The following is a 19,716-nucleotide window of genomic DNA, read 5'->3' as shown; positions in this document are numbered from 1 at the left end:
GAGCGAGGCCGGTGGGCTGGCCGCCCGGAGGTAGCAACTACCAGGTACGAGTATGAACGCCCCGTGCCGCGACCAGGACCAGCCAAGATCGGCGTGACCACCGCTTCTTGACCGCTGGTCACCCGTCAAGTGTCTCGGCGCCGGCGGCGGGTGCTGGTGATCACGCGGATGGTGGGGTCGCCCGATCCATCCGCTCGACCCACTGTGCCCGCCAGGCCGGCGGCTCCCAGGGCTCTCCGAAGTAGATCCGCTCGCGAACGACCTTGCCGTCGCGGAACTCCATGATCCCGACGGCCATCATGGGCCGGTCGTCGTACCGGATGGTGTACTCGTTGACCCACAGATCGCCGCAGCCAACGGTCCGGTGCAGCTCGAACTCCTGTCGCGCAGGGTAGCTGGACCTCAGGGCGGTGATGTTGGCCTTGCCCCGGACGCGCTCGCCACCCTGCGGCCACTCCAGCACCGCGTCGTCGGCGTAGATCTCGGAAGCGCGGGCGATGTCGTCGCCCGGCCCGCCGCCGGGTGCGCTGACGTTGGAGGCCGCGAAGTGGGCTTTGATCATCGCCCGCGCGACGGTCTCGTCCATGGCTCAACCTTCCGTCCGAACGGAGGTCTGCGTGTTGGCCTGCGCACATGGAAGCTACCACCGGCCGGGCGCCACCAGGTGCCGTACCTGACGGATGCTCCTCCCGGCGGACCGCACGCCGCCGCGGTGGGCGGGCCTGTCTCAGTTCGCTGCTCGGCCTCGGCGGTCGAGGTTTCGTCGTCCGGCACTCCCCAAGGCGCGTGAGGGCCAACCGGAGGTGCCTCAGGTCGCGCGGCACGGCAGTCACCGACGAGCAGCGGCTGCGGGTCGGGGGAGCGCGGCCGCGCGCACGATGGCCGCGCAGAGCAGCGTCACGGGCAGGCAGAACAGGATCAGCCCGGCTGGCTGGTGCGACACCGGGAAGACGGGCAGTCCGGAACCGTCGAGGGCGTAGGCCAGGTCCGGTGCGGCCGAGCCGACGACGAGGGCCACGCCGTCGAACCAGCGGGGGCGCCAGAGCTTCAGCGGCAGCGGCAGCGCGGCGTGTGAGGGGAAGGTCAGCGGCACCGTCGTCGCGGGCCCAGCCGGCCGCCCCGCACGGCGCCGGATGGGGTGCTGGCTGTCAGGGCCAGGTCCGGGCCTGGGCGTCGAAGACCTCGGGCGGGCTCTCCACCGGCAGGACGCAGACCAGGTGTCCCCCCGGCACTCGCAGGATGCGGCAGTCCAGCCACCGGGTCACCTCGGTGGCGCCGAGGGCGACCAGCCGTGCCGTCTCGGCGTCGACGTCGTCGGTCTCGAAGTCGAGGTGGAAGCGGGGCGCGTCATCGACGGCCTGCACAGCGGTGACCAGCCCGGGCAGGGCGCCGTGCAGGCCGACGAACTGGGGATACTTCGGGTCTGCCTCGGTGGGAACGCCGAGGGCGGCCGACCAGAAGGCCGCCGCCCGGGCGGCCTCCGCCTGCGGGGTGTCGATCAGGACGGCGTAGACGCGGCTCCGATGCATGCCGGGCAAGATAGTGCCTGTCCACGATCCGCGCCGCCCCGATGGAGCCGGCGCGAAGGGAGTGGGCCGGCCCCGTGGCGGCCTCGCCTAGGCCGCGGCGGCGGCCGGGACCCAGAGCTCGTCGACGGCGCGCTCGGCCGCCGCGAGGCTCTGCTCGGCCAGCGGCACCAGGCCGGCCATGGCCGGGTTCACGCCGGCGAGGGTCAGCTCCGCCGTGATGAAGCGCGGCTGGAGGCCGGTCATCGCCAGGCCGTGCGGCAGCCAGGGCTCGGCGTGGTCCCAGCCCTCGCGTGGCGTGCCGGGGGCGTACCCGCCGCCGCGGGTGGCCAGCACGATGAACTCACGGTCGCCCAGGAGGCCGGCCTGGGTCTCCGGGTCGTAGGCCAGGCCGGGCGCGATCAGGTGGTCGACCCACGCCTTGACGCTGCTGGGGGCGGCGAAGTTGTACAGCGGCAGCCCAAGCAGGACCGTGTCGGCCCGCCGCACCTCCTCGACCAGCTGCTCGGTCAGCGCCCAGGACTCCCGCTGGGCCGGGCTGTGCTGCTCCGGCGGGGTCATCCGCGCCAGGCCGCCGGCCCGGTCCAGATGCGGCAGGGGCTCGGCGCCCAGGTCCCGGTAGTGGACCGTGCCGCCGGGGTGCGCGGCGCGCCAGGCGCTGGCCGCGCGGTCGGTGAGCCGGCGGCTCACCGACCGGTCCCCCTGGATGCTGGAGTCGATGTGCAACAGGTGTGCCATTGGCTTGCCTCTCATAATTCGTTGGTGTTACGCAAGCCATTTGTAGCACGTGGGTCGTGGGTGGCGACGGTAGGCTTGGTCACATGCCTGCCGTACCGGTCGACCAGCCCGAGCACCGCTCGGCGCCCCTGCTCGACCACCTCGCGCGGCGGATGCGGCTGCGTGTCGAGACGGTGCTGGCGCCGCTGGGCCTGCGACCCCGGCACCTGGTCGCGCTCACGGTGCTCCGGGCGCAGGGCGGCAGCAGCCAGCAGGCCCTCGCCGGCACCCTGGAGATGGACGGCACCAACATCGTCGGGCTGCTCAACGAGTTGGAGGCGGACCGGCTGATCGAGCGACGCCGATCTCCCGAGGACCGCCGCCGGCACGTCGTCGAACTCACCCCCGCCGGAGAGAAGCGCCTCGGGGAGGCCGAGTGCGCCCTCGCGGCGGTGGAGGACGAGGTGCTCGGCGCGCTGGACGCGCGGCAGCGCGAGACGCTCTACGAGCTGCTGGAGCGGGCGGTCGGTGGCGGTCCGGCGTCCTGCGCCGGGGCGGCGGGAGGTCCCTCGTGCTCGGCCGCCGGCGAGCCGGGGGCCTGCTGACGGCACCCGCCTGCCGGCGCCGGCCCCCGGCGGGGCCTGGTTTCTGGCTGATCTTCGGCCCGCTGGGCTGGTATCCGTCCTCGGTCGGGAGGTCGCGGGCGCCCCGCTCTCGCCGGCAGAACCGAGCGGCGGCAGGCCTCTCAGCAGTTCGCCGTACCGATTGACTTTCGATAGGTTGCGAGCGATAGCCGATGCATGTTCACTGAGCATCGAGCGGTGGCCCCGCTCAGAGTCTTCCTCGTGCTGCTGTTCGGGATCCTGGTCATGTTCCAGACCTTCTCCCTGCCCGGACAGTTCGCGCACATGGCCCAGGAGTCCCCGGACCAGGCCTACCTCCGGTGGCCGCTGACTGCCGTCTCGGTGTTCTGGCTGCTGTGTATCCAGGTGGTGATCGTGTCCACCTGGAAGTTGCTCACCCTGGTCAAGAACGACCGCATCTTCAGTGACGCCGCCCTGGCGTGGGTGGACGCGATCGTCTGGGCGATCGTCGCCGCCTGGGTGGTGCTGCTGGGCGTGTTCCTCTATGTCGGCTTCGACGCCTCCGACCCCGGACTGCCGCTCCTGCTCTTCCTGATGTTGGTGGGCGTCGCCGTGCTGGGGCTTTTGATGGTGGTGATGCGGGCACTGCTGCGGCAGGCCACGACACTGCGCACCGACATGGAAGCGGTGATCTGATGCCCATCGTCGTCCGCATCGACGTCGAGCTGGCCAAACGCAAGATGAGCGTCGGTGAGTTCGCCGAACGCGTCGGGCTCACCCCGGCGAACGTGGCGGTGCTGAAGAACGGCCGTGCCAAGGCCGTCCGCTTCAGCACCCTGGAAGCCATGTGCCGGGTGCTCGACTGCCAGCCCGGTGACCTGCTCGAGCGGGTCGAGGACTGACTCGGCGCACCGCCTCCCGACGACCGAACACCTCGGCCACGTCGACCCGCTCACCGGCCGGATCCGCGGCGGATCCGGCCTCGGAAAGGAAACCCCATGAAGTACGTCCTCGCGATCGTCGCCCTCCTCGCCGTCGCGATCGGCGTCGCCGGCATCGTGTACGGGGAGGCCGACGACTCCCCGGGTCTCCAGCTCCTGGGTGTCCTGCTCGTCCTCGGCACCGTGGTGTTCGGCGTGCGGGCCGTCCGACGCGGCAGGTAGCGGAACCCGCGGTGGCTCCGGCCCCGCCCGGCGGGGTCAGGTCCGGCCCTCGGCGCGGAGCCGGTCGGCCAGCTCACGGACCGCGGCGGCGAAGCGTTCGTCGGATTCGCACGGCCAGTGCCCCTTCACCGGGGGCGGGACGCTGTCGCTCGGGGGCGCCACCACGTCCTCGGGGTCCCGCAGCCGCCGGTCGACCCGGTCGCTCGGGCCGGCCCGGGTCGATGGGTCGCCGGGCCGGTGTGCGGCGAACATCCAGCCGCCGATCGGGTCGGTCTCCCGCCACAGGTTCAGCCAGCGCCAGCCGACCCGCTCGCCCACCTCGTGCAGCACGTCCCGGCCCAGGTACGCGGGGAAGAGCCGGGCGTACAGGCGGTCGAGCGGGGACCCGTGGGTCAGCAGCGCGACCCGCCGGCGTACCTGCGGCGGTAGCTGCAGCACCGTGGCCGCCAGCAGCACCGAGCCGTGGCTGTGGCCGGTGAGCAGCACGCCGGTGTGCCGCTCCGCCAGGTAGCAGATCCGCTTCGCCAGCTCGGGTACGGCCCGTTCGGCGTAGCACGGCGGCGCGAAGGGGTGGGCCGCCCGGGGCCAGAACGTGCCCAGGTCCCACACCACGCCGACGTACCGGCGGAACTCCGCCGTCCGGTAGGCGAACAGTCCGCCCATCAGCAGGGCGAGCACGAGCCCGGCGATGAGATAGCTGCCCACGGTCAGCCCGAAGTTCACGAACCCGGACGGCACCCCGAGCAGCCGTTCCGCCAGCGGGCTCGGCTGTAGATCGAAGAGTCCGAGCAGGCTCGTGGCCAGACCGAGCGCGGCGAGGCAGGCGTACCCGACGGCCAGCGGGCCGAGCCACTCGGTGAACCGCGCCCGCGCGATCGTCTTCTCCACGCGGCGCATCCGGTCGGCGGCCTCCGGCGGGGCTGCCGGGAAGTCCCGGGCGACGATGGCGGCCGCCGCCCGTCGGCGACCTCGGAAGGAGAGCAGGGTCAGCCCGCCGGCGACCAGCACCGCCACGATCATGCTCAGGAAGAAGGTGAACAGCGCCCACTTGTAGGCCAGCGGCGGGGCCGCCAGATCCATCGCGCTTCCGGTGATCGCCCGCCGGTTGAGGAAGTACGCCGTCCGGTAGACCAGCTCGGCGGAGAACGCGCTCGACAGGCCGACCGCGAAGGCCGCGATCACCGGCGCGCCGAGGCCGTGCAGCAGCGCCCGGCCGCCGTCCCGGCGGCTGCGCCAGGGGGCCAGCACGGCGAGGGCCGCCAGCAGGGCCATCTGCGCGAGGAAGGCCCAACCGACGATCCGGCCGTACCCGGGCAGCCCGGCCGAGAGCGGCCACGGGGTCCGGTCCAGCGCGACCACCCCGAGGGTCGCCACGGTCAGACCGCAGGCCACCGTGCGCAGCGCCACGGTCAACCGGTCGGTGGTGTGCGCCGTCGCCGGCCGTTCCAGCAGCTCGGGCACGCAGAGCAGCGCCGCGCCGGCCGCCAGCACCAGCACGGCCAGCACAGCCAGGCCGACCGTCGCGACCGAGGGGTGGCCGGCGGCGCGCGCGGTGAGCAGGATCAGGTCGAGCACCGCGAGCGCGACGGCGATGTGGATCGCTCGCAGCCGACCCACCATCGGCATGGCGTCCCACTGGCCGACGGCGCTGAGCCGGTCGCCCTCCGGGTCGCCCGTCGGCACCCGGAAGCCCTCGTAGGAGCGGCCGGGCCGGGCCCCCAGCAGCCAGACCAGCCCGACCGCGCCGATCGGCACCGCGGCCAGCACCGCCAGCCGCAGGCCGACCGGGTGCCCGCCCAGCCAGGACAGCCAGGTGCGGCCCATCAGGCAGCGGGACGAGCCCATGCACTTCCAGGCGATCAGGTCCAGGGCGACGCCGGCGGCGGACAGGGCGTACAGCACGGTGAGGCTGAGCGCGAGGAGCCGGCACAGCACCTTGACGCCCGTGCCGGGCCCCCGCCGTGCCGGGCGCATCCAGATCGCCACGTTGCTCAGCATGAACGGGAGCAGGAAGACCAGGGACAGCGTCCGGGCGGCCGTGCCGGAGGGCAGGTCGCTCCACCGGTACGCCTCCAGCACCACGCCACCCGGCCCGGTGCTGTCCGGGTAGCCCGGCCTCGGTCGGAAGAAGCCGCCGCTGCGGTCGCCGGCCACCTGGTGGGCGTGCGGCCGGTCGAGCACCTGGTCGGCGCGGGCGCCGGAGACGCCGTGCACCCGCAGTTCGACGACATCGTCCGGCGCTTGCTGCTCTCGGGACGGCGGTGCGGTGTCCGTCATCGGCCTGCGACCCCCGGGCGGCGCGGCCAGCAGTTCGGGACGGCTGCCGAGACACGAGTCGCCCGACTAGCCGGCTGGCGGGGGTGACTACCCGTGCAGGCGGGCGCCAACCGGGAAGGTCACCCGGGGTGGACATCCCCGGCCGCGCATCGACCGGCACAGCTCACCTGTCGCGTCCCGTCGTCGGCCGGACACCGGATCGGCGGCTGGTAATGTCGGCGGCGAGTGATCGGGACAGGGAGACCAGACATGGCGGGTGACGACGACATCTCCGGGTGAGACCGGACATGTTCGGCCATCGGCAGGCGCGTGGGAAGCGCCCCGCCGCCGGTGAGCCGTGCCGTTGTCGACCAACCCTGCCCGCCGGGCGGCTGTGGCACGCCCGCATCACACCCGAGGTCCTCCGCATGTCCGATGCGTACGTCATCTGCTCCAACCTCTCCTTCTCCTGGCCCGACGACACCCCCGTCTTCGAGGACCTGTCGTTCACCGTCGGCGGTGGTCGTACGGGTGTGGTCGCCCCCAACGGCGCCGGCAAGAGCACGCTGCTCAAGCTGATCGCCGGGGAGTGCCGGCCCACCGGCGGGTCGGTGACCGTCGAGGGGGTGCTCGGCTACCTCCCGCAGAGCCTGCCGCTGGCCGGCGACCTGACCGTCTCCGAGGTGCTGGGGGTCGCCCCCGTGCTGCGGGCGCTGCACGCCATCGAGGCCGGCGACGCGAGCGAGGAGCACTTCACCACGATCGGCAACGACTGGGACGTCGAGGAGCGCACCCAGGCCCAGCTGGACAGGTTGGGGCTCGCCGGGGTCGCGCTCACCCGCCGCCTGGACACCCTCAGCGGCGGGCAGGTCGTCTCGCTCGGCCTCGTCGCGCAACTGCTGAAGCGGCCCGACGTCCTGCTGCTCGACGAACCCACCAACAACCTCGACCTCGACGCCCGGCGCCTGCTCTACCGCGTGCTCGACGACTGGTCCGGCTGCCTGCTGCTGGTCAGCCACGACCGGGCGTTACTGGACCGGATGGACCGCATCGTCGAACTCGACCGGGGCGAGGTCCACTCCTACGGCGGCAACTTCACCGCCTACCAGGAGGCCGTGCGGGCCGAGCAGGAGGTCGCCGAGCGCAACGTCCGCAACGCCGAGCAGGAGGTCAAGCGGGAGAGGCGGGAGATGCAGCAGGCCCGCGAGCGGGCCGAGCGGCGGGCCAGCAACGCCAGCCGCAACCTCAAGAGCGCCGGGCTGCCGAAGATCTTCGCCGGGACGATGAAGCGCGGCGCCCAGGAGTCGGCCGGCCGGGCCGGCGAGACCCACGCCGCCCGGGTCAGCCAGGCGCGGGCCCGGCTCGACGAGGCCGGCCGCGCCCTGCGCGACGAGCAGCGGATCGTGCTGGACCTGCCCGGCACCAACGTTCCCGCCGGGCGCACCGTCTTCCTCGGCGAGCGGATGCAGGTCCGCTACGGCGACCGGGCGCTCTTCGCCGCCGACGGCGCCGACCTGGTCATCCGGGGGCCCGAGCGGATCGCGCTGACCGGGCCCAACGGCGCGGGCAAGTCCACCCTGCTCCGCCTGGTCCACGGTGAACTGACCTCCGACGGCGGCCGGGTGCGGCGGGCCGACGGGCGGATCGCGTACCTGTCGCAGCGACTGGACCTGCTGGACCTCGATCGCACGGTCGCGGAGAACCTGGCCGCGTTCGCGCCCGGGACGCCGGAGGCGGAGCGGATGAACCTCCTCGCCCGCTTCCTGTTCCGGGGCTACCGCATCCACCTGCCGGTCGGGGTGCTCTCCGGCGGGGAGCGGCTGCGCGCCACCCTGGTCTGCGTGCTGTGCGCCGAGCCGGCACCCCAGCTGCTGCTGCTGGACGAGCCGACCAACAACCTCGACCTGGTCAGCGTCGCCCAGTTGGAGAGCGCGCTCGCTTCGTATCAGGGCGCGTTCGTGGTGGTCAGCCACGACCAGCGGTTCCTCGCCGAGATCGGGGTGAACCGCTGGCTGCGGCTCGCCGGGGGAGAGCTGCGGGAGACCGGCGCGCCCGAGCCCGACTGACACCCCGGGGATCACCAGGGGACGGGCCGGCCGTCCCCGGTTGGCGCCGGTCACCACGGCGGTGCGCCCGTCGGTCACACCGGCAGCTTGCCCCGCTGCACCGCCGTACGCACCGCCCGGCGTGGAACCGGGACGCGCGTACGGCGGCGGCCGGGGTCAGCCGGTGCCCTGCCGGTGTATCCGCCCTTCGTGCGCGACCTTGGAGCGGCCGTGGTCGCGTTCGCTGCCGGCGGCGCCGGTCGCGGTCCGCTCGTGCCGGCGCTTGGGTGAGCGTTCGACCTCGGAGCCCTGCCGCCCCGGCGCGCCGCTGCCCGGGTGCCGGTGGGCCCGAGCCGATTGGCCACCGCTGTCGTGTTTGTTGTGCTTCTGGCTACCCATGGGCTGCGCGTACCCGCCGAGCGGGCGGCTAGTCGCCCGTCACCCGGTGATGGCGGCCCCTGGATCGGCGGCGGTCGCGGCGGTGCTGGCCGACCTGGCGTGACAGGGACCCGCGCGCGAGTGGCGCCCGTATGGTCGGCCGGCACCCGGAAAAAGTGGTTGAAGCGCGCCCGCCCGGCCGGCCTACCCTCGGCGGCGTGACCACCCGCCCCGGCCGCGAACCCGTCGACTCCTACCTGGTCTGCGCCACGCCCCGCACCGGGAGTTCGCTGCTGCTCGGGCTGCTCGCCTCCACCGGGGTCGCCGGTCGCCCGCAGGCGTACTTCCGGGTGCCGGACGAGCCGCTGTGGGCCGAGCGCTGGGGGATCGCCCGGCGTCCGGACGGGAGCGTCGACTACCCGGAGTACCTGGGGGCGGCGCTGGCGGCCGGGCGTACCGGCAACGGCGTGTTCGGCGCGAAGCTGATGTGGGGGACGCTGGACGAGCTGGTCGACCGGCTGGCCACCGTGTACCCGGGCCTCGCCGGCGCGGACCTGGCGTTGCTGGAACGCGCCTTCGGGCGTACCCGTCTCGTGTACCTGCGGCGCGACGACGTCGTCGCGCAGGCGGTGTCCTGGTTGCGCGCCGAACAGACCGGCACCTGGTACCTGGGCGGCGACGGTGAGATCAGCGGGGGCGGCGGCGGGGGCGCGCCGACCTTCGACGCGGACGCCATCGGCCGGCTGGTCGAGGTGATCGGCCGGCACGACGCGGCCTGGCGGGCCTGGTTCGCCGCGTCCGGCGTCCGGCCGTACGTGGTGTCCTACGAGGACCTCGACGCGGACCTGGTCGGCGTCACCCACGCCGTCCTCGACTTCCTCGGGCTCACCCCACCCGCCGGGGTCGCCGTCGTGCCCCGGCACCGGCGGCAGGCCGACCAGCTCAACCGGGACTGGATCTGCCGCTACCGGGCGGTCTCGACCGGCCCCGGCACCCGCGTCGTCCGGCCGAGGTAGGTGACCGGACCGGGGTCGGGCACCGGGATCTCGTGGAAGCCCAGCCGGTCGTAGAAGCCGCGCGCCCGCACGTTGGCGGTGACCATGCCGACGTGCAGCCCGGGCGCCCCGGCGCGGGCGGCGGCGCGCAGGAACGTCTCGACGAGCCGGCGGCCGTGACCCCGGCCCTGGTGCCCGGGCAGCAGGTCGATGTGCAGGTGGGCGGGGTAGCCGGCGAGTTCCGGCAGCAGCATGCGCTCCGGCCGGTGGTGCAGCGCGATCATCTCGTCGTCCGCGGTGGCCGGCGGGCGGGTCGGTACCGGGTACCGGTCGGCCAGCCGGGGTATCCACTCCCGGCGGTACGCCCGCACGAAGGCGGGCGTGTCCGCCGTGCCGATCACGTAGCCGACGACGACGTCGGAGTCCGTGAGCACGAACGCCAGCTCCGGCTCCAGGCGCAGGTACGGCCCGGCGAAGAGGTCGGGCATCAGGTCCTCGCTGGCGTACCGGCCGCGGGCGTCACCGCCGGCGTCGGCGGTGCGGACACAGATGTCGTAGACCGCGTCGTGGTCGCGGTCCCGGTAACGGCGGATGGCGGTGGCGGTGCGGTCCATGCCGGGACGGTACGGGGTGGAACCGCTTGCACCGCAAGCCGTTCCGGCGCTGTCCCGCCGGACCAGGACCGACGGGTGCACCACCGGCCGATCGGCGTCGGCGTCCCCGGTGAGCAGCGCGCGCACCGCCCCGGCGGCGATCCGTTCGACCGGGTGGGTACCGGTGGTCAGGTCGGCACCGGCGGCGGGTTCCTGGTGGTACCCGCGCTGGCGCTGCTCGGCGGTCTGCCGATGCCGGTCGCGGTCGGCACGTCGCTGGTGGTGATCGCGATGAAGTCCTTCGCCGGACTGGCCGGGTACCTCGCCGGCGTGACCGTCGACTGGGGGCTGGCCGCCGGGGTGACCGCCGCCGCCGTGGTCGGCAGCCTCCTCGGCGGGCGGCTGGCCGGCCGGGTGCGCGAGGACGTGCTGCGTCGGGCCTTCGGTTGGTTCGTCGCGGTGACGGGTGTCTTCGTGCCCGCCCAGCAGCTGCCGCCGGACGTGCGGACCAACCCGTTGCTCTGGATCGCACTCGGCCTGGCTGTCGCGGTGTCGGCAGCCCTCACCACCGGTTCGCGCAGAGGGTCTCCGGCCGCCGTCGAGGACGACGTCGTGGCTGTGCCCACCGGCCCGCGGGGGTGAGGCCCGAGGTAAGACACCGCCGCCCCTCCGCCGACTCCGCGACGTGCGGGGCGGGCCGGCCGGGGACGGCCGGCCCGCCGGGTGGCGGGCCGGCCGGGGGCGTCACCAGGCGTAGGTGACCGAGACGGTGGTGGCGGGGCAGTTGTTCGCCCAGCTGTTCAGGGCGCTCTTCTCGGCGCTGTCCACGGTGAGCCGCCAGCGGATCTTGGTGGCGACCCACTCCTTGACGTAGCGGCAGCGGGCGGAGGCGTACGGGGGCAGCCAGGTGGCCGGATCCTGGTCGCCCTTGGCCTGGTTGACGTTGTCGGTGACGGCGGCCAGCGGGCGGCTGTCGCCCAGGTCGTTGGCGTACGCCTGGCGGCGGCTGGTCGTCCAGCTGCGCGCGCCGGAGTCCCAGGCCTCGGCGAGCGGCACCATGTGGTCGATGTCGAGGTCGCCGGTGAGGGTCCAGTACGCGTTGTCGTAGTAGGAGTACCAGCGCCCGCCGGACAGCGTGCAGCTTCCGCCGATCGTCGGCGCGGAGACGGCCTCGGCGATCAGCACCTCGTTGCGGGCGTGGCAGCCGTCGCCGTCGGCGTCGACCCAGTGGGGGAAGAGGTCGCGACTGTAGCCGGTGCGGACCTCGGTGGCGACCGGTAGGCCGGCGACCGCGGTGGTCAGCGAGGCGGAGTAGCTGGCGGCCCAGGCGGGGTGGGCGAGGCCGAGGGTGGCGGCCAGGGCGGCGGCGAGGATGGTGGCCGTCGCGCGCAGGGTACGGGTCATGGTGCTCCGTCCGATGTGGGTGGGCGGGATCGCCTGCGTACATATGGACAGAGAAGACGGCCGATATCCAGATCAACTTTGTGAACGATGGGCGACGCAGCGTCGCCGAACCGATGACAAGCTCGGGGCGCCCGACCGCGGTGCCGGCCCGACGGCGGGGCGGCCGAAGGCGGTGGGCTCCACTATGGTGGGCCGGCTGGATCGCCGACCCGTGGGAGACGCCCCCTTGCCGGATGCCGCACCCGAGCCCTACCTGCGCAGCACGGACCCGGAGATCATGCCGTGGTGGCTGACCTGGCCGGAGGTGGATCCGGCCCGGCACTCCTTCGACCGCCCTTCAGTGCCGGACGTCGTCCGGTTGCTCGCCCCGGCCGCCTCGGTGCCCACCCGGCCACCCGGCCGGTCGGGCCGGGACGACGTGTACGAGTGGGGCCGGCGGGTGGGCACCCGGTGGGCGGACGAGATGAGCGTCGCCCTGGTCCGCCACTACGGCAGGTGGGTCTCGGGCTGGCGATGGGGGGTCGGTGAGGCGGACCTCGGCGGCGGGCCGGTCCACGCCTGGTGCTGCCCGGCCGACAGCATGGGCAGCCCGGAGCAGACCCTGGACGTCGTCACCGAGGCCCTCGTCGAATGGCGGGGCTGGCTGGAGGAGTTGGCTGAGCGCTTCGGCCGCTTCCTGCCGGCGGTCACCGACGACCGCGCGGACGTCGCGCTGGACGGCTGGGAGCGGGCGGTGGCGCACCTGGTCACCGTGGTGGTGGACCGGACCTGCGCCGACGGCGGCTGGGAGCACCACTGCCGGCAGGTTCTGGGTTGGTTCCTCACCGTGGCGGGCGTGCCCGCCGAGCGGCACGCGCCCCTGGTGGAACACGCGATCGGCGGTCGCTTCGACAGCTTCGTCGCCCCACCGGACCGGCTCATCCGGGAGGTCGCCGAGCGGTTCGCCGGGGAGGTCGAGCGTCGTGCGCGATGACCTGCTGACCTGGCTGTCGGTGCGGGAACGGGTGGGCTGGGCCGAGGTCGCCCGGCCGGTCGGCGGGCCGGTGCGGGGCGGGCGGGACGGGGTGGTCGAGTTCGTCCGTACCGACGTCGGCCGGGACCCGGAGCGGGCCGCGCGGCTGCTGACCGCCCTCGACCGGGTCCGGGCGGCCGCCGACCAGGGTGGGCCGCTGACGTACGAGCTGCTGACCGACTGGCAGCGCCAGGTGCTCGGGTCGCCGGAGGTCGGATTCCGCACCGGGCCCGCGTACGCCAAGGGCGGCCGGGAACGCTACGGCCTCGCAGCGGACACCGCGGACCGGTTCCAGCGCTGCCTGGGGCAGGCGACCGAGCCGGGTGTGCCGCTCGCGGGGCGCGCCGCCCGCGCCTACCTCGACGTGGCGTTCTTCCACCCGTTCGCCGACGGCAACGGGCGGGCGGCGATGCTGGCGCTGTACTTCCTGCTGGTGCGCGACCGGGCGGTGCCCGACCTGGCCGCCCCGGTGCTGCGCACCGTCCGCCGGGCCGACGACCTGGACGGCGCGGCGGACCTGGTGCGCCTGCTCGACGTCCTGATCGCCGCCACCCGACGCCGCCGCGAGCGGCCGGCGGCCGGGCGGGCGCGGCCACCCGTGGCGGCAGGCCGGATCACTCCGCCGGCAGGAAGGCCAGCGCCAGGGTCAGCTCCAGCACCGTCGCCGGGTCGTTGAGGCGCTCGCCGTACAGCTCGCGCAGCTGACCCATCCGGTAGCGCACGGTCTGCGGATGGACGAAGAGATCACCCGCGACGTCGTCGCGCCGGCCCTGGTGCAGCAGCCAGGAGCGCAGCGTCTCGGCCAGCCGTCGGGCGGTCGCCGGGGGCAGCGCTGACAGCGGTTGCAGCACCTGCGCACGCAGGTCCGCCAGGGCCTCCGGGTCGGTACTGAGCACCAGCCGGGCCAGGTGCTGCTCGGTGTCCAGCGGCGCACCGTCCGCCGGCCGGTCCAACCCGAGCGCCAGCGCCCGCAGCACCCGCTGGTACGACTCGGCGACCCGGGTCCACGGCCGGGCCGGCCCCACCACCGCCCGGTGCCCCTGCACCGCGCCGGTGAGCCGCCGCCGGCGCCCACCGTGCACGTCGGGAACGAGCAGCACGGCGGACTCCTCGGCCAGCTCCACCCCGGGCAGGTCCTCGCCGCTCTCCAGCGTGTGCGGGCTGAGCATCGCGAGCACCCCGCGCAGGTTGCTGCGGGGCAGCACCGCGACGGTGAGGGTCTGCGGGGGTGGCCACTCCGCCCGCTCGGCGCTGCGGCGCAGCACCTCCTCCGGCTCGCCGGCGAGCAACTGCTGGACCAGCCGTTCCAGGTAGCGCCGGTGCACCCGGCCGGCGCTGGCCAGCTCGTCGGTGTGCCCGGCCACGCTGGCGGCGGAGAGCTCGTCGATGTAGGCGAACATCAGCTCGGCGAACTCGGCCACCCGCTCGGCGGAGAGCCCGTCGCGTACGGTGGTGGCGGAGACCTCCCGCCAGGCCACCCGGGCCCCCACCCGGTACGCGGCCAGCAGCGCGTCCATGCTCCGCCCCGACCGGGCCTCGCCGCTGCCGAGGGCGTACGCCGCCTCCAGCGCCCGGCTCAGCGGCGTGCTCGGGTCGGCGGCGTCGGCCCGCTCGATGAGCTGGAGGAACGTGCCCAGCGCGATGCGGACCGCGTTCTCGATCTTCTCGCGCATCTGCCCGGTGAGGGCGCCCGAGTAGTCGGGGACCTCGGCGGTGATCGCGGTGACCGTCCGCTCGGCCACCGCGGGGAGCTGGCCGCGCAGCCGGTCGGCCACCCGCTCGTCCAGCTCCAGGTGCGCCGCCCGGCGGCTGGTGGCGCCGGAGGGATCGGTCATGTTGTTCTCCCCGAACAAGAACCCGTGGTCAATTCACCTTTGCTGGCCAAGATGTTATCCGAACGGGCGACGACCCTGGACATATGACCACCACCGTCCCGCGTCCCCCGACGAGGCTCTCCGTCCGGGACCGGCTCCTCCGGCTCGCCGAGATGGTCACCACCCCGCTGCTCCCCGAGGACTATCTCGACCTGGTCGCGCCGCTGCGTGCCGGGGCCGCGCTGCGCGGTCGCGTGGTCGCCGTCGACGCCGAGACCCGCGACGCCGCCACCCTGACCATCCAGCCCGGCCGCGCCTGGCGGGGCCACACCGCCGGGCAGTACGTGCGCCTCGGCGTGGACGTCGACGGGGTCCGGCAGTGGCGGGCGTACTCGGTCACCTCGGCTCCCGGGCGTCCCGACGGCCGCATCTGCGTCACCGTGAAGGCGATCCCCGACGGGAAGGTCAGCAACCACCTGGTCCGGCGCATCCGCCCGGGCGCCATCGTCCAGCTCGACCAGGCGCAGGGGGACTTCGTCCTGCCCGACCCCGCGCCGGCCCGGGTTCTCTTCCTCACCGCCGGCAGCGGCGTCACCCCGGTCATGGGGATGCTGCGGACCGGTGCGCTCGGCCGGTCGGACGTCGTGGTCGTGCACTCCGCGCCCACCCCGGCCGACGTGGTCTTCGGCGCCGAGCTGCGGGCGCTCGACGCGCAGGGGGCGATCCGGCTGGTCGAGCGGCACACCGACGCCGACGGGCTGCTCGGCGTCGAGGAACTGGCCGGGCTGGTCCCCGACCACCTGGAGCGCGACACCTGGGCCTGCGGCCCGATCGGGATGCTCGACGCGGTGGAGGAGCACTGGCGGGCGGCCGGCGCGGCGCAGCGGCTGCACACCGAGCGGTTCCGGCCGACCGTGATCTCACCGGGGGAGGGCGGCACCGTCACCTTCACCAGGGCCGGCCTCAGCGTGCGGGCCGACGGCGCGACCCCCATCCTGGATGCCGGGGAGGCCGCCGGCGCGCTGATGCCGTCGGGCTGCCGGATGGGCATCTGCTACGGCTGCGTCCTCCCGCTGCGCCAGGGGGCGGTCCGCGACCTGCGTACCGGGGACATCACCACGGCCGTCCCCGGTGACGGCGTACTCATCCAGACCTGCGTGTCGGCGGCGGCCGGTACCTGCGACATCGATCTGTAGACAGGAGGCCGGACGTGACCGCGATCCAGAAGAAGCCGGACAACCCGATCGCCCATCTCAGTGCCGAGGACATCGAGATCCTGGGCAAGGAGCTCGACGCCATCCGGGACCGGGTGATCGCCGAGCGCGGCGAGTCCGACGCCCGGTACATCCGCAAGGTCATCAAGACCCAGCGGACGCTGGAGATCAGCAGCCGCGCGGTGCTGCTCTTCTCGCTCTTCCCGCCGGCGTGGGTGGTCGGCACCGCGGGCCTGGCGGTGGCCAAGATCCTGGAGAACATGGAGATCGGCCACAACATCCTGCACGGCCAGTACGACTTCATGCGGGATCCGAAGATCCACTCCACCACCTGGGAGTGGGACCACGTATCCCCGGCCGACCAGTGGAAGCACTCGCACAACCAGCTGCACCACACGTACACCAACGTGCTCGGCAAGGACAACGACCTCGGGTACGGCATCATGCGCGTCGACGAGGACCAGAAGTGGCACCCGATGCACCTCGGCCAGCCGCTGTGGAACTTCGTCAACGCCTGCTTCTTCGAGTACGGCATCGCCGCGTACGACCTGGAGCTCGGCCGCAACCTGCAGAAGGACCGGCGCAAGGACCCCCAGTTCCGGGCCCGGGCCCGCGCCGTCGGCCGCAAGATCCGCCGGCAGGTACTCAAGGACTACATCGTGCACCCGCTGCTGTCCGGCCCGTCCTTCCTCAGCACCCTGGCCGCCACCTTCACCGCGAACCTGATCCGCAACCTGTGGAGCCACTCGGTGATCATGTGCGGGCACTTCCCGAACGGCGTGGAGACCTTCGAGAAGACCAGCATCGAGGGCGAGACCCGCGGCGAGTGGTACCTGCGGCAAATGCTCGGCTCGGCCAACATCAGCGGCAGCCGGCTGATGCACATCATGACCGGCAACCTGTCGTTCCAGATCGAGCACCACCTCTTCCCCGACCTGCCGAGCAAGCGCTACCAGGAGATCGCCCCGCAGGTCCGGGCGCTCTTCGACCGGTACGGGCTGAAGTACACCACCGGCCCGCTGCCCAAGCAGGTCGCCTCGGCCTGGTGGAAGGTCATCCGGCTGTCGCTGCCCAGCCGGACTCCGGCGGCGCCGAAGCCGGCCGACGAGCTGTCGACGCGTACCCTCGCTCCCTCCGGGGCCTGAGCGACCACGACGGCGCCGCCGACCCACCCGCAATGCGGTGGGCGGCGGCGCCGTCGTCGCGGTACGGTCGGGTCATGCAGATCAGGCGCACCACCACCGCGGCCGCGCGAGCTTCCCGCTCGCCGGTTGCCGCCGCCTGATCACCTGACCCCACGCCGGCGACCGGAAACGGCCCGCCGGCGTTCGCGCGTCTGCACCCCCGCGTCCGCGCGGCGGGCCGTACCGGTCGCACCCGCACCGGAAGGCCCGCGCCATGACACCCGAGCAGATCGTCCGCACCTTCGTCGACCACTTCCACCGGCGGGGTCACCGGTCCGCGCCGGAGAGCCCGCTGATCCCACCGCCGGGCGATCCGGTCCTCTTCACCACCTCCGGGATGCACCCGCTGACGCCGTACCTCGCGGGCCGCCCCCACCCGTCCGGCCGGCGCCTGGTCAACGTGCAGCGCTGCCTGCGCACCACCGACCTGGACGAGGTCGGGGACCCGACCCACCTGACCGTCTTCGACATGCTCGGCACCTGGTCGCTCGGCGACTACGGCATCGGGCCCAGCCTGCGCTGGGGCTACGAGCTGCTCACCGACGGCTTCGGCATCGACCCGGGCCGGCTGCACGCCACCGTCTTCGGCGGCGACGACCAGGTCGACCCCGACGAGACCGCGCTGGCGACGTGGACCGAGCTCGGCGTGCCGGTGGAGCTGACCCGCGCGGAGAACTGGTGGTCCAACGGCCCCACCGGACCGTGCGGGCCGGACTCGGAGATCTTCGTCTGGACCGGCGACGGTCCGCCCACCGGCACCCCGGGGGGCGACGACCGGTGGATGGAGGTCTTGAACCACGTGCGGATGCGCTACCACCGGTACGACGACGGCCGGCTGGAGCCGCTGCCGCAGCCCAACATCGACACCGGGATGGGCCTGGAGCGGCTGGAGATGGTGCTGCGCGGCGGTCGGTCGGTCTTCGAGTGCGCCGGCCTGACCCCCTGGGTCGAGGCGGTCCGCGACCGGTGGCCGCTGGACGAGACGGCGCACCGGATCGTCTGCGACCACCTGCGCTCGGCGGTCGTGGTGCTCGGCGACGGCGTCCGGCCGGCCAACACCGGCCGGGGCTACGTGCTGCGCCGGCTGGTCCGGCGGGCGCTGACCACGCTGTGGCGCGACGACCCGGCGCGGACCCTCGCCGAGCTGCCCGATCAGCCGTACGCGGACACGCTGCGCCGGTTCCGCCAGGGCGGCGACGTCGGGCCGCTGCGCCAGGTGCTCCTCGACGAGGAACGGCGCTTCCGGGCCCTGCTGCGGCGGGGGCGGCCGGTGGTCGAGCGGTGCCGGTCCCGGGGGCCGCTGACCGACGCGGACTACGCGTGGCTGCACGACACCCACGGGCTGCCCCGCGAGCTGGTCGACGGGCCGCTGGGCGAGGCGGGTTGACCCGGGCGCGGACCCGAGGGGGTGGATTGCGGGCGCCGCCACCTGGGTATCCGCTGTGGACCGCCGCCGGACGGCCGGCGGCGGCCCGCCCTCGGGGGAGGTGTCCGGTGACCGTCCGTGCCTCGGCGAGCGTGCTCGCCCTCCTGCTCACCCTGACCGGCTGCGGCGTGGCACGGGACCTCGCCACCGGCGACGCCGCGACCCCGTCCGGGCCGTCCGCGCCCGACGAGCTGCGCCAGGCGGCGCGGGCGTTGGACCGGGGCCCCTACAGCTTCCAGTTCCGCACGCCCACCACCATCGGCGCCGGCGCGGTCGACGGGCGCGACGGCTGGTTGCGGATCAGGGTGGTCGGCGGCGAGATCGCCAAGGCCCGGGTGACGTTCGAGGTGCTGCACCGGGACGGCCAGCACCTGGTCCGCAGCAACCCGCTGACCGAGGACCGGTGGACCCGGCTGGACATGACGAAGGTGAACCCGGCGCGCCGGGCCGCGCTGGAGCGGTTCGGCGACCCGGCCCACGCCGAGGACCTGCTCGCCGGGGTCGGCACCGCCGAGCGCACCGGCGAGCGGGGCTATCGGGGCACGTTGGACCTGACCCGGGCGACCGAACCGGGCGCCAGCCGCCTCATCGACGACGAGCATCTCCGGTCGCTCACCCCCGAGCAGACCGGGGCGGTGCCGTTCGAGGCGACCGTGGACTCCCAGCGGCGGCTGCTGGGCCTGCGTTTCACCCTGCCGGCCGCCGGGGGCCGACCGGAGCAGCCGTCCGAGGTCAGCTACTCGGGGCACGGCTTCAAGCCCGACCTCAGCGCGCCGTTCGACGGGAGGATCGGGCCGGCGCCGGCGGAGGTCTACGAGTTCATCAACAGCTGACCCGTCGACCTCGATCATCTCGGCGGCGGGACCGGAGACCTAGCCGAGCAGCAGGTACGTCGGCACCCCGACCAGCACGCCGGCCACGCCGCCGGCGAGCACCTGGGCGGTGGTGTGGTCACCCAGCCGCACCCGGGACCAGCCGATCAGGGCCACCAGCCCGAACGCCACCAGCAGCGCCGGCCCGAAGACGACCACCAGCACCCCGACCGCCCCGGCGGCGACGGCCGCGTGCGCGCTGAGCTTCCAGACCTGGTTGACCGCGGTGACCACGAGCAGCACCGCGAACATCACCACCACCATCGCCACCAGCGCCCGGGGCGCCCCGAGCAGGACCAGCGCCGCGATACCCGCCAGCACCGACAGCAGGCCGCCGACCAGTGGCCCGCGCCGCTGCTCGCGTACCCCGATGTGGTGGTCGGTGAGCCGGCCGCGCCGCACCCCGAGCCAGATGATCCCGTACGGCACCACCGCGCTGAACAGCATCGCCAGCAGCGCCCAGCCGAGGCCGGTCAGCCAGGCCGGTGCGGTGGCGTGCAGCGCCACGACCACCGGCATCGCCGCCGCCCACA

The 19,716-nt window shown here is 73.9% G+C and carries 22 protein-coding genes and 1 pseudogene; 13 read left to right on the top strand and 10 right to left on the bottom strand.

Annotated elements, in window-relative coordinates:
* Positions 1 to 160 precede the first annotated feature (160 nt).
* The 4 genes from V6U89_RS22330 to V6U89_RS22315 all read right to left on the bottom strand — a co-directional run bounded on the left by V6U89_RS22330 (position 161) and on the right by V6U89_RS22315 (position 2,279).
* Positions 161 to 586, bottom strand: a complete 426-nt coding sequence (locus V6U89_RS22330) for a nuclear transport factor 2 family protein (RefSeq protein ID WP_334573300.1) — start codon at positions 584 to 586, stop codon at positions 161 to 163.
* A 243-nt stretch (positions 587 to 829) separates the two neighbouring features.
* A complete protein-coding gene (locus V6U89_RS22325) occupies positions 830 to 1,093 on the bottom strand; it encodes a DUF4184 family protein (protein WP_334573299.1) in 264 nt (87 codons plus the stop codon).
* A 55-nt stretch (positions 1,094 to 1,148) separates the two neighbouring features.
* Positions 1,149 to 1,529: a VOC family protein gene (locus V6U89_RS22320; protein ID WP_334573298.1), complete on the bottom strand. Its 381-nt coding sequence runs from the start codon at positions 1,527 to 1,529 to the stop codon at positions 1,149 to 1,151.
* Between the two features lie 87 nt (positions 1,530 to 1,616).
* Positions 1,617 to 2,279, bottom strand: coding sequence for an FMN-dependent NADH-azoreductase (locus V6U89_RS22315; RefSeq protein WP_334573297.1), 663 nt, complete (start codon positions 2,277 to 2,279; stop codon positions 1,617 to 1,619).
* A 68-nt stretch (positions 2,280 to 2,347) separates the two neighbouring features.
* Here V6U89_RS22315 and V6U89_RS22310 point away from each other — a divergent pair, with 68 nt between their 5' ends.
* The 4 genes from V6U89_RS22310 to V6U89_RS22295 all read left to right on the top strand — a co-directional run bounded on the left by V6U89_RS22310 (position 2,348) and on the right by V6U89_RS22295 (position 3,990).
* Positions 2,348 to 2,848, top strand: a complete 501-nt coding sequence (locus tag V6U89_RS22310; protein WP_334573296.1) for a MarR family winged helix-turn-helix transcriptional regulator — start codon at positions 2,348 to 2,350, stop codon at positions 2,846 to 2,848.
* A 216-nt stretch (positions 2,849 to 3,064) separates the two neighbouring features.
* Positions 3,065 to 3,523 carry a DUF2975 domain-containing protein gene (locus V6U89_RS22305; protein ID WP_334573295.1) on the top strand — a complete coding sequence of 153 codons (459 nt, stop codon included), beginning with the start codon at positions 3,065 to 3,067 and terminating at the stop codon, positions 3,521 to 3,523.
* Positions 3,523 to 3,729 (top strand): helix-turn-helix domain-containing protein, encoded by a 207-nt coding sequence (locus V6U89_RS22300; protein WP_334573294.1) that lies wholly within the window; start codon positions 3,523 to 3,525, stop codon positions 3,727 to 3,729. Before V6U89_RS22305 ends, V6U89_RS22300 begins: the two co-directional genes overlap by 1 nt.
* A 96-nt stretch (positions 3,730 to 3,825) precedes the next feature.
* On the top strand, positions 3,826 to 3,990 hold the full coding sequence (locus V6U89_RS22295; protein WP_334573293.1) for a hypothetical protein: 165 nt from the start codon (positions 3,826 to 3,828) through the stop codon (positions 3,988 to 3,990).
* A 36-nt stretch (positions 3,991 to 4,026) separates the two neighbouring features.
* Here V6U89_RS22295 and V6U89_RS22290 read toward each other — a convergent pair whose 3' ends face one another.
* Entirely contained in the window at positions 4,027 to 6,267 is a 2,241-nt protein-coding gene (locus V6U89_RS22290) for a hypothetical protein (protein WP_334573292.1), read from the bottom strand.
* Between the two features lie 407 nt (positions 6,268 to 6,674).
* On the opposite strand from V6U89_RS22290, the gene abc-f reads away from it, so the two are divergent.
* Positions 6,675 to 8,312 (top strand): ribosomal protection-like ABC-F family protein, encoded by a 1,638-nt coding sequence (gene abc-f, locus V6U89_RS22285; protein ID WP_334573291.1) that lies wholly within the window; start codon positions 6,675 to 6,677, stop codon positions 8,310 to 8,312.
* Positions 8,313 to 8,468: 156 nt separating this feature from the next.
* Here the strand turns inward: abc-f and V6U89_RS22280 are convergent, their stop codons facing one another.
* The gene (locus tag V6U89_RS22280) at positions 8,469 to 8,690 is read right to left on the bottom strand and encodes a hypothetical protein (protein ID WP_334573290.1); all 222 of its coding nucleotides are present in this window, start codon (positions 8,688 to 8,690) and stop codon (positions 8,469 to 8,471) included.
* A 197-nt stretch (positions 8,691 to 8,887) separates the two neighbouring features.
* Here V6U89_RS22280 and V6U89_RS22275 point away from each other — a divergent pair, with 197 nt between their 5' ends.
* Positions 8,888 to 9,685, top strand: coding sequence for a Stf0 family sulfotransferase (locus V6U89_RS22275; RefSeq protein WP_334573289.1), 798 nt, complete (start codon positions 8,888 to 8,890; stop codon positions 9,683 to 9,685).
* Here the strand turns inward: V6U89_RS22275 and V6U89_RS22270 are convergent.
* Positions 9,634 to 10,278, bottom strand: a complete 645-nt coding sequence (locus tag V6U89_RS22270; RefSeq protein ID WP_334573288.1) for a GNAT family N-acetyltransferase — start codon at positions 10,276 to 10,278, stop codon at positions 9,634 to 9,636. The two genes, V6U89_RS22275 and V6U89_RS22270, sit on opposite strands and share 52 nt — an antisense overlap.
* Before the next feature lie 165 nt (positions 10,279 to 10,443).
* Between V6U89_RS22270 and V6U89_RS22265 the strand changes: the two are divergent.
* Positions 10,444 to 10,899 (top strand): annotated as a pseudogene (locus V6U89_RS22265) (sulfite exporter TauE/SafE family protein); the annotation flags it as partial.
* 102 nt (positions 10,900 to 11,001) lie between these two features.
* On the opposite strand, the gene V6U89_RS22260 reads toward V6U89_RS22265, so the two are convergent.
* Entirely contained in the window at positions 11,002 to 11,661 is a 660-nt protein-coding gene (locus tag V6U89_RS22260; RefSeq protein WP_334573287.1) for an HNH endonuclease family protein, read from the bottom strand.
* Positions 11,662 to 11,887: 226 nt separating this feature from the next.
* On the opposite strand from V6U89_RS22260, the gene V6U89_RS22255 reads away from it, so the two are divergent.
* Together V6U89_RS22255 and V6U89_RS22250 are read left to right on the top strand one after the other, a co-directional pair.
* A complete protein-coding gene (locus tag V6U89_RS22255) occupies positions 11,888 to 12,634 on the top strand; it encodes a hypothetical protein (protein ID WP_334573286.1) in 747 nt (248 codons plus the stop codon).
* Complete coding sequence (locus V6U89_RS22250) at positions 12,624 to 13,349, top strand: Fic family protein (protein ID WP_334573285.1); 726 nt, start codon at positions 12,624 to 12,626, stop codon at positions 13,347 to 13,349. Before V6U89_RS22255 ends, V6U89_RS22250 begins: the two co-directional genes overlap by 11 nt.
* Here the strand turns inward: V6U89_RS22250 and V6U89_RS22245 are convergent.
* Positions 13,288 to 14,508 carry a PucR family transcriptional regulator gene (locus V6U89_RS22245; protein WP_334573284.1) on the bottom strand — a complete coding sequence of 407 codons (1,221 nt, stop codon included), beginning with the start codon at positions 14,506 to 14,508 and terminating at the stop codon, positions 13,288 to 13,290. The genes V6U89_RS22250 and V6U89_RS22245 overlap by 62 nt on opposite strands.
* A gap of 83 nt (positions 14,509 to 14,591) precedes the next feature.
* On the opposite strand from V6U89_RS22245, the gene V6U89_RS22240 reads away from it, so the two are divergent.
* The 4 genes from V6U89_RS22240 to V6U89_RS22225 all read left to right on the top strand — a co-directional run bounded on the left by V6U89_RS22240 (position 14,592) and on the right by V6U89_RS22225 (position 19,144).
* Positions 14,592 to 15,683 (top strand): ferredoxin reductase, encoded by a 1,092-nt coding sequence (locus V6U89_RS22240; RefSeq protein WP_334573283.1) that lies wholly within the window; start codon positions 14,592 to 14,594, stop codon positions 15,681 to 15,683.
* A 14-nt stretch (positions 15,684 to 15,697) separates the two neighbouring features.
* Positions 15,698 to 16,846 (top strand): fatty acid desaturase family protein, encoded by a 1,149-nt coding sequence (locus V6U89_RS22235; RefSeq protein ID WP_334573282.1) that lies wholly within the window; start codon positions 15,698 to 15,700, stop codon positions 16,844 to 16,846.
* 253 nt (positions 16,847 to 17,099) lie between these two features.
* Positions 17,100 to 18,272, top strand: coding sequence for an alanine--tRNA ligase-related protein (locus V6U89_RS22230; protein ID WP_334573281.1), 1,173 nt, complete (start codon positions 17,100 to 17,102; stop codon positions 18,270 to 18,272).
* A gap of 107 nt (positions 18,273 to 18,379) precedes the next feature.
* Positions 18,380 to 19,144, top strand: a complete 765-nt coding sequence (locus V6U89_RS22225) for a hypothetical protein (protein ID WP_334573280.1) — start codon at positions 18,380 to 18,382, stop codon at positions 19,142 to 19,144.
* A gap of 39 nt (positions 19,145 to 19,183) precedes the next feature.
* On the opposite strand, the gene V6U89_RS22220 is transcribed toward V6U89_RS22225, so the two are convergent.
* Complete coding sequence (locus tag V6U89_RS22220) at positions 19,184 to 19,702, bottom strand: hypothetical protein (protein WP_231925460.1); 519 nt, start codon at positions 19,700 to 19,702, stop codon at positions 19,184 to 19,186.
* Positions 19,703 to 19,716: the final 14 nt, after the last annotated feature.

Origin of the sequence: Micromonospora sp. CPCC 206171 (assembly GCF_036906755.1) — a bacterium.
GTDB classification, from domain to species: Bacteria; Actinomycetota; Actinomycetes; order Mycobacteriales; family Micromonosporaceae; genus Micromonospora; species Micromonospora purpureochromogenes.
Note: the sequence above shows the minus strand (reverse complement) of the source record. Positions and strands in the feature narration are given on the sequence as shown.

Excerpts from the sequence above, each read along its gene's own strand:
- V6U89_RS22330 (WP_334573300.1), bottom strand. The coding sequence starts at position 586 with ATGGACGAGACCGTCGCGCGGGCGATGATCAAAGCCCACTTCGCGGCC.
- V6U89_RS22320 (WP_334573298.1), bottom strand. The coding sequence starts at position 1,529 with ATGCATCGGAGCCGCGTCTACGCCGTCCTGATCGACACCCCGCAGGCG.
- V6U89_RS22315 (WP_334573297.1), bottom strand. The coding sequence starts at position 2,279 with ATGAGAGGCAAGCCAATGGCACACCTGTTGCACATCGACTCCAGCATC.
- V6U89_RS22310 (WP_334573296.1), top strand. The coding sequence starts at position 2,348 with ATGCCTGCCGTACCGGTCGACCAGCCCGAGCACCGCTCGGCGCCCCTG.
- V6U89_RS22300 (WP_334573294.1), top strand. The coding sequence starts at position 3,523 with ATGCCCATCGTCGTCCGCATCGACGTCGAGCTGGCCAAACGCAAGATG.
- V6U89_RS22295 (WP_334573293.1), top strand. The coding sequence starts at position 3,826 with ATGAAGTACGTCCTCGCGATCGTCGCCCTCCTCGCCGTCGCGATCGGC.
- V6U89_RS22290 (WP_334573292.1), bottom strand. The coding sequence starts at position 6,267 with ATGACGGACACCGCACCGCCGTCCCGAGAGCAGCAAGCGCCGGACGAT.
- abc-f (WP_334573291.1), top strand. The coding sequence starts at position 6,675 with ATGTCCGATGCGTACGTCATCTGCTCCAACCTCTCCTTCTCCTGGCCC.
- V6U89_RS22280 (WP_334573290.1), bottom strand. The coding sequence starts at position 8,690 with ATGGGTAGCCAGAAGCACAACAAACACGACAGCGGTGGCCAATCGGCT.
- V6U89_RS22270 (WP_334573288.1), bottom strand. The coding sequence starts at position 10,278 with ATGGACCGCACCGCCACCGCCATCCGCCGTTACCGGGACCGCGACCAC.
- V6U89_RS22260 (WP_334573287.1), bottom strand. The coding sequence starts at position 11,661 with ATGACCCGTACCCTGCGCGCGACGGCCACCATCCTCGCCGCCGCCCTG.
- V6U89_RS22245 (WP_334573284.1), bottom strand. The coding sequence starts at position 14,508 with ATGACCGATCCCTCCGGCGCCACCAGCCGCCGGGCGGCGCACCTGGAG.
- V6U89_RS22240 (WP_334573283.1), top strand. The coding sequence starts at position 14,592 with ATGACCACCACCGTCCCGCGTCCCCCGACGAGGCTCTCCGTCCGGGAC.
- V6U89_RS22230 (WP_334573281.1), top strand. The coding sequence starts at position 17,100 with ATGACACCCGAGCAGATCGTCCGCACCTTCGTCGACCACTTCCACCGG.
- V6U89_RS22220 (WP_231925460.1), bottom strand. The coding sequence starts at position 19,702 with ATGCCGGTGGTCGTGGCGCTGCACGCCACCGCACCGGCCTGGCTGACC.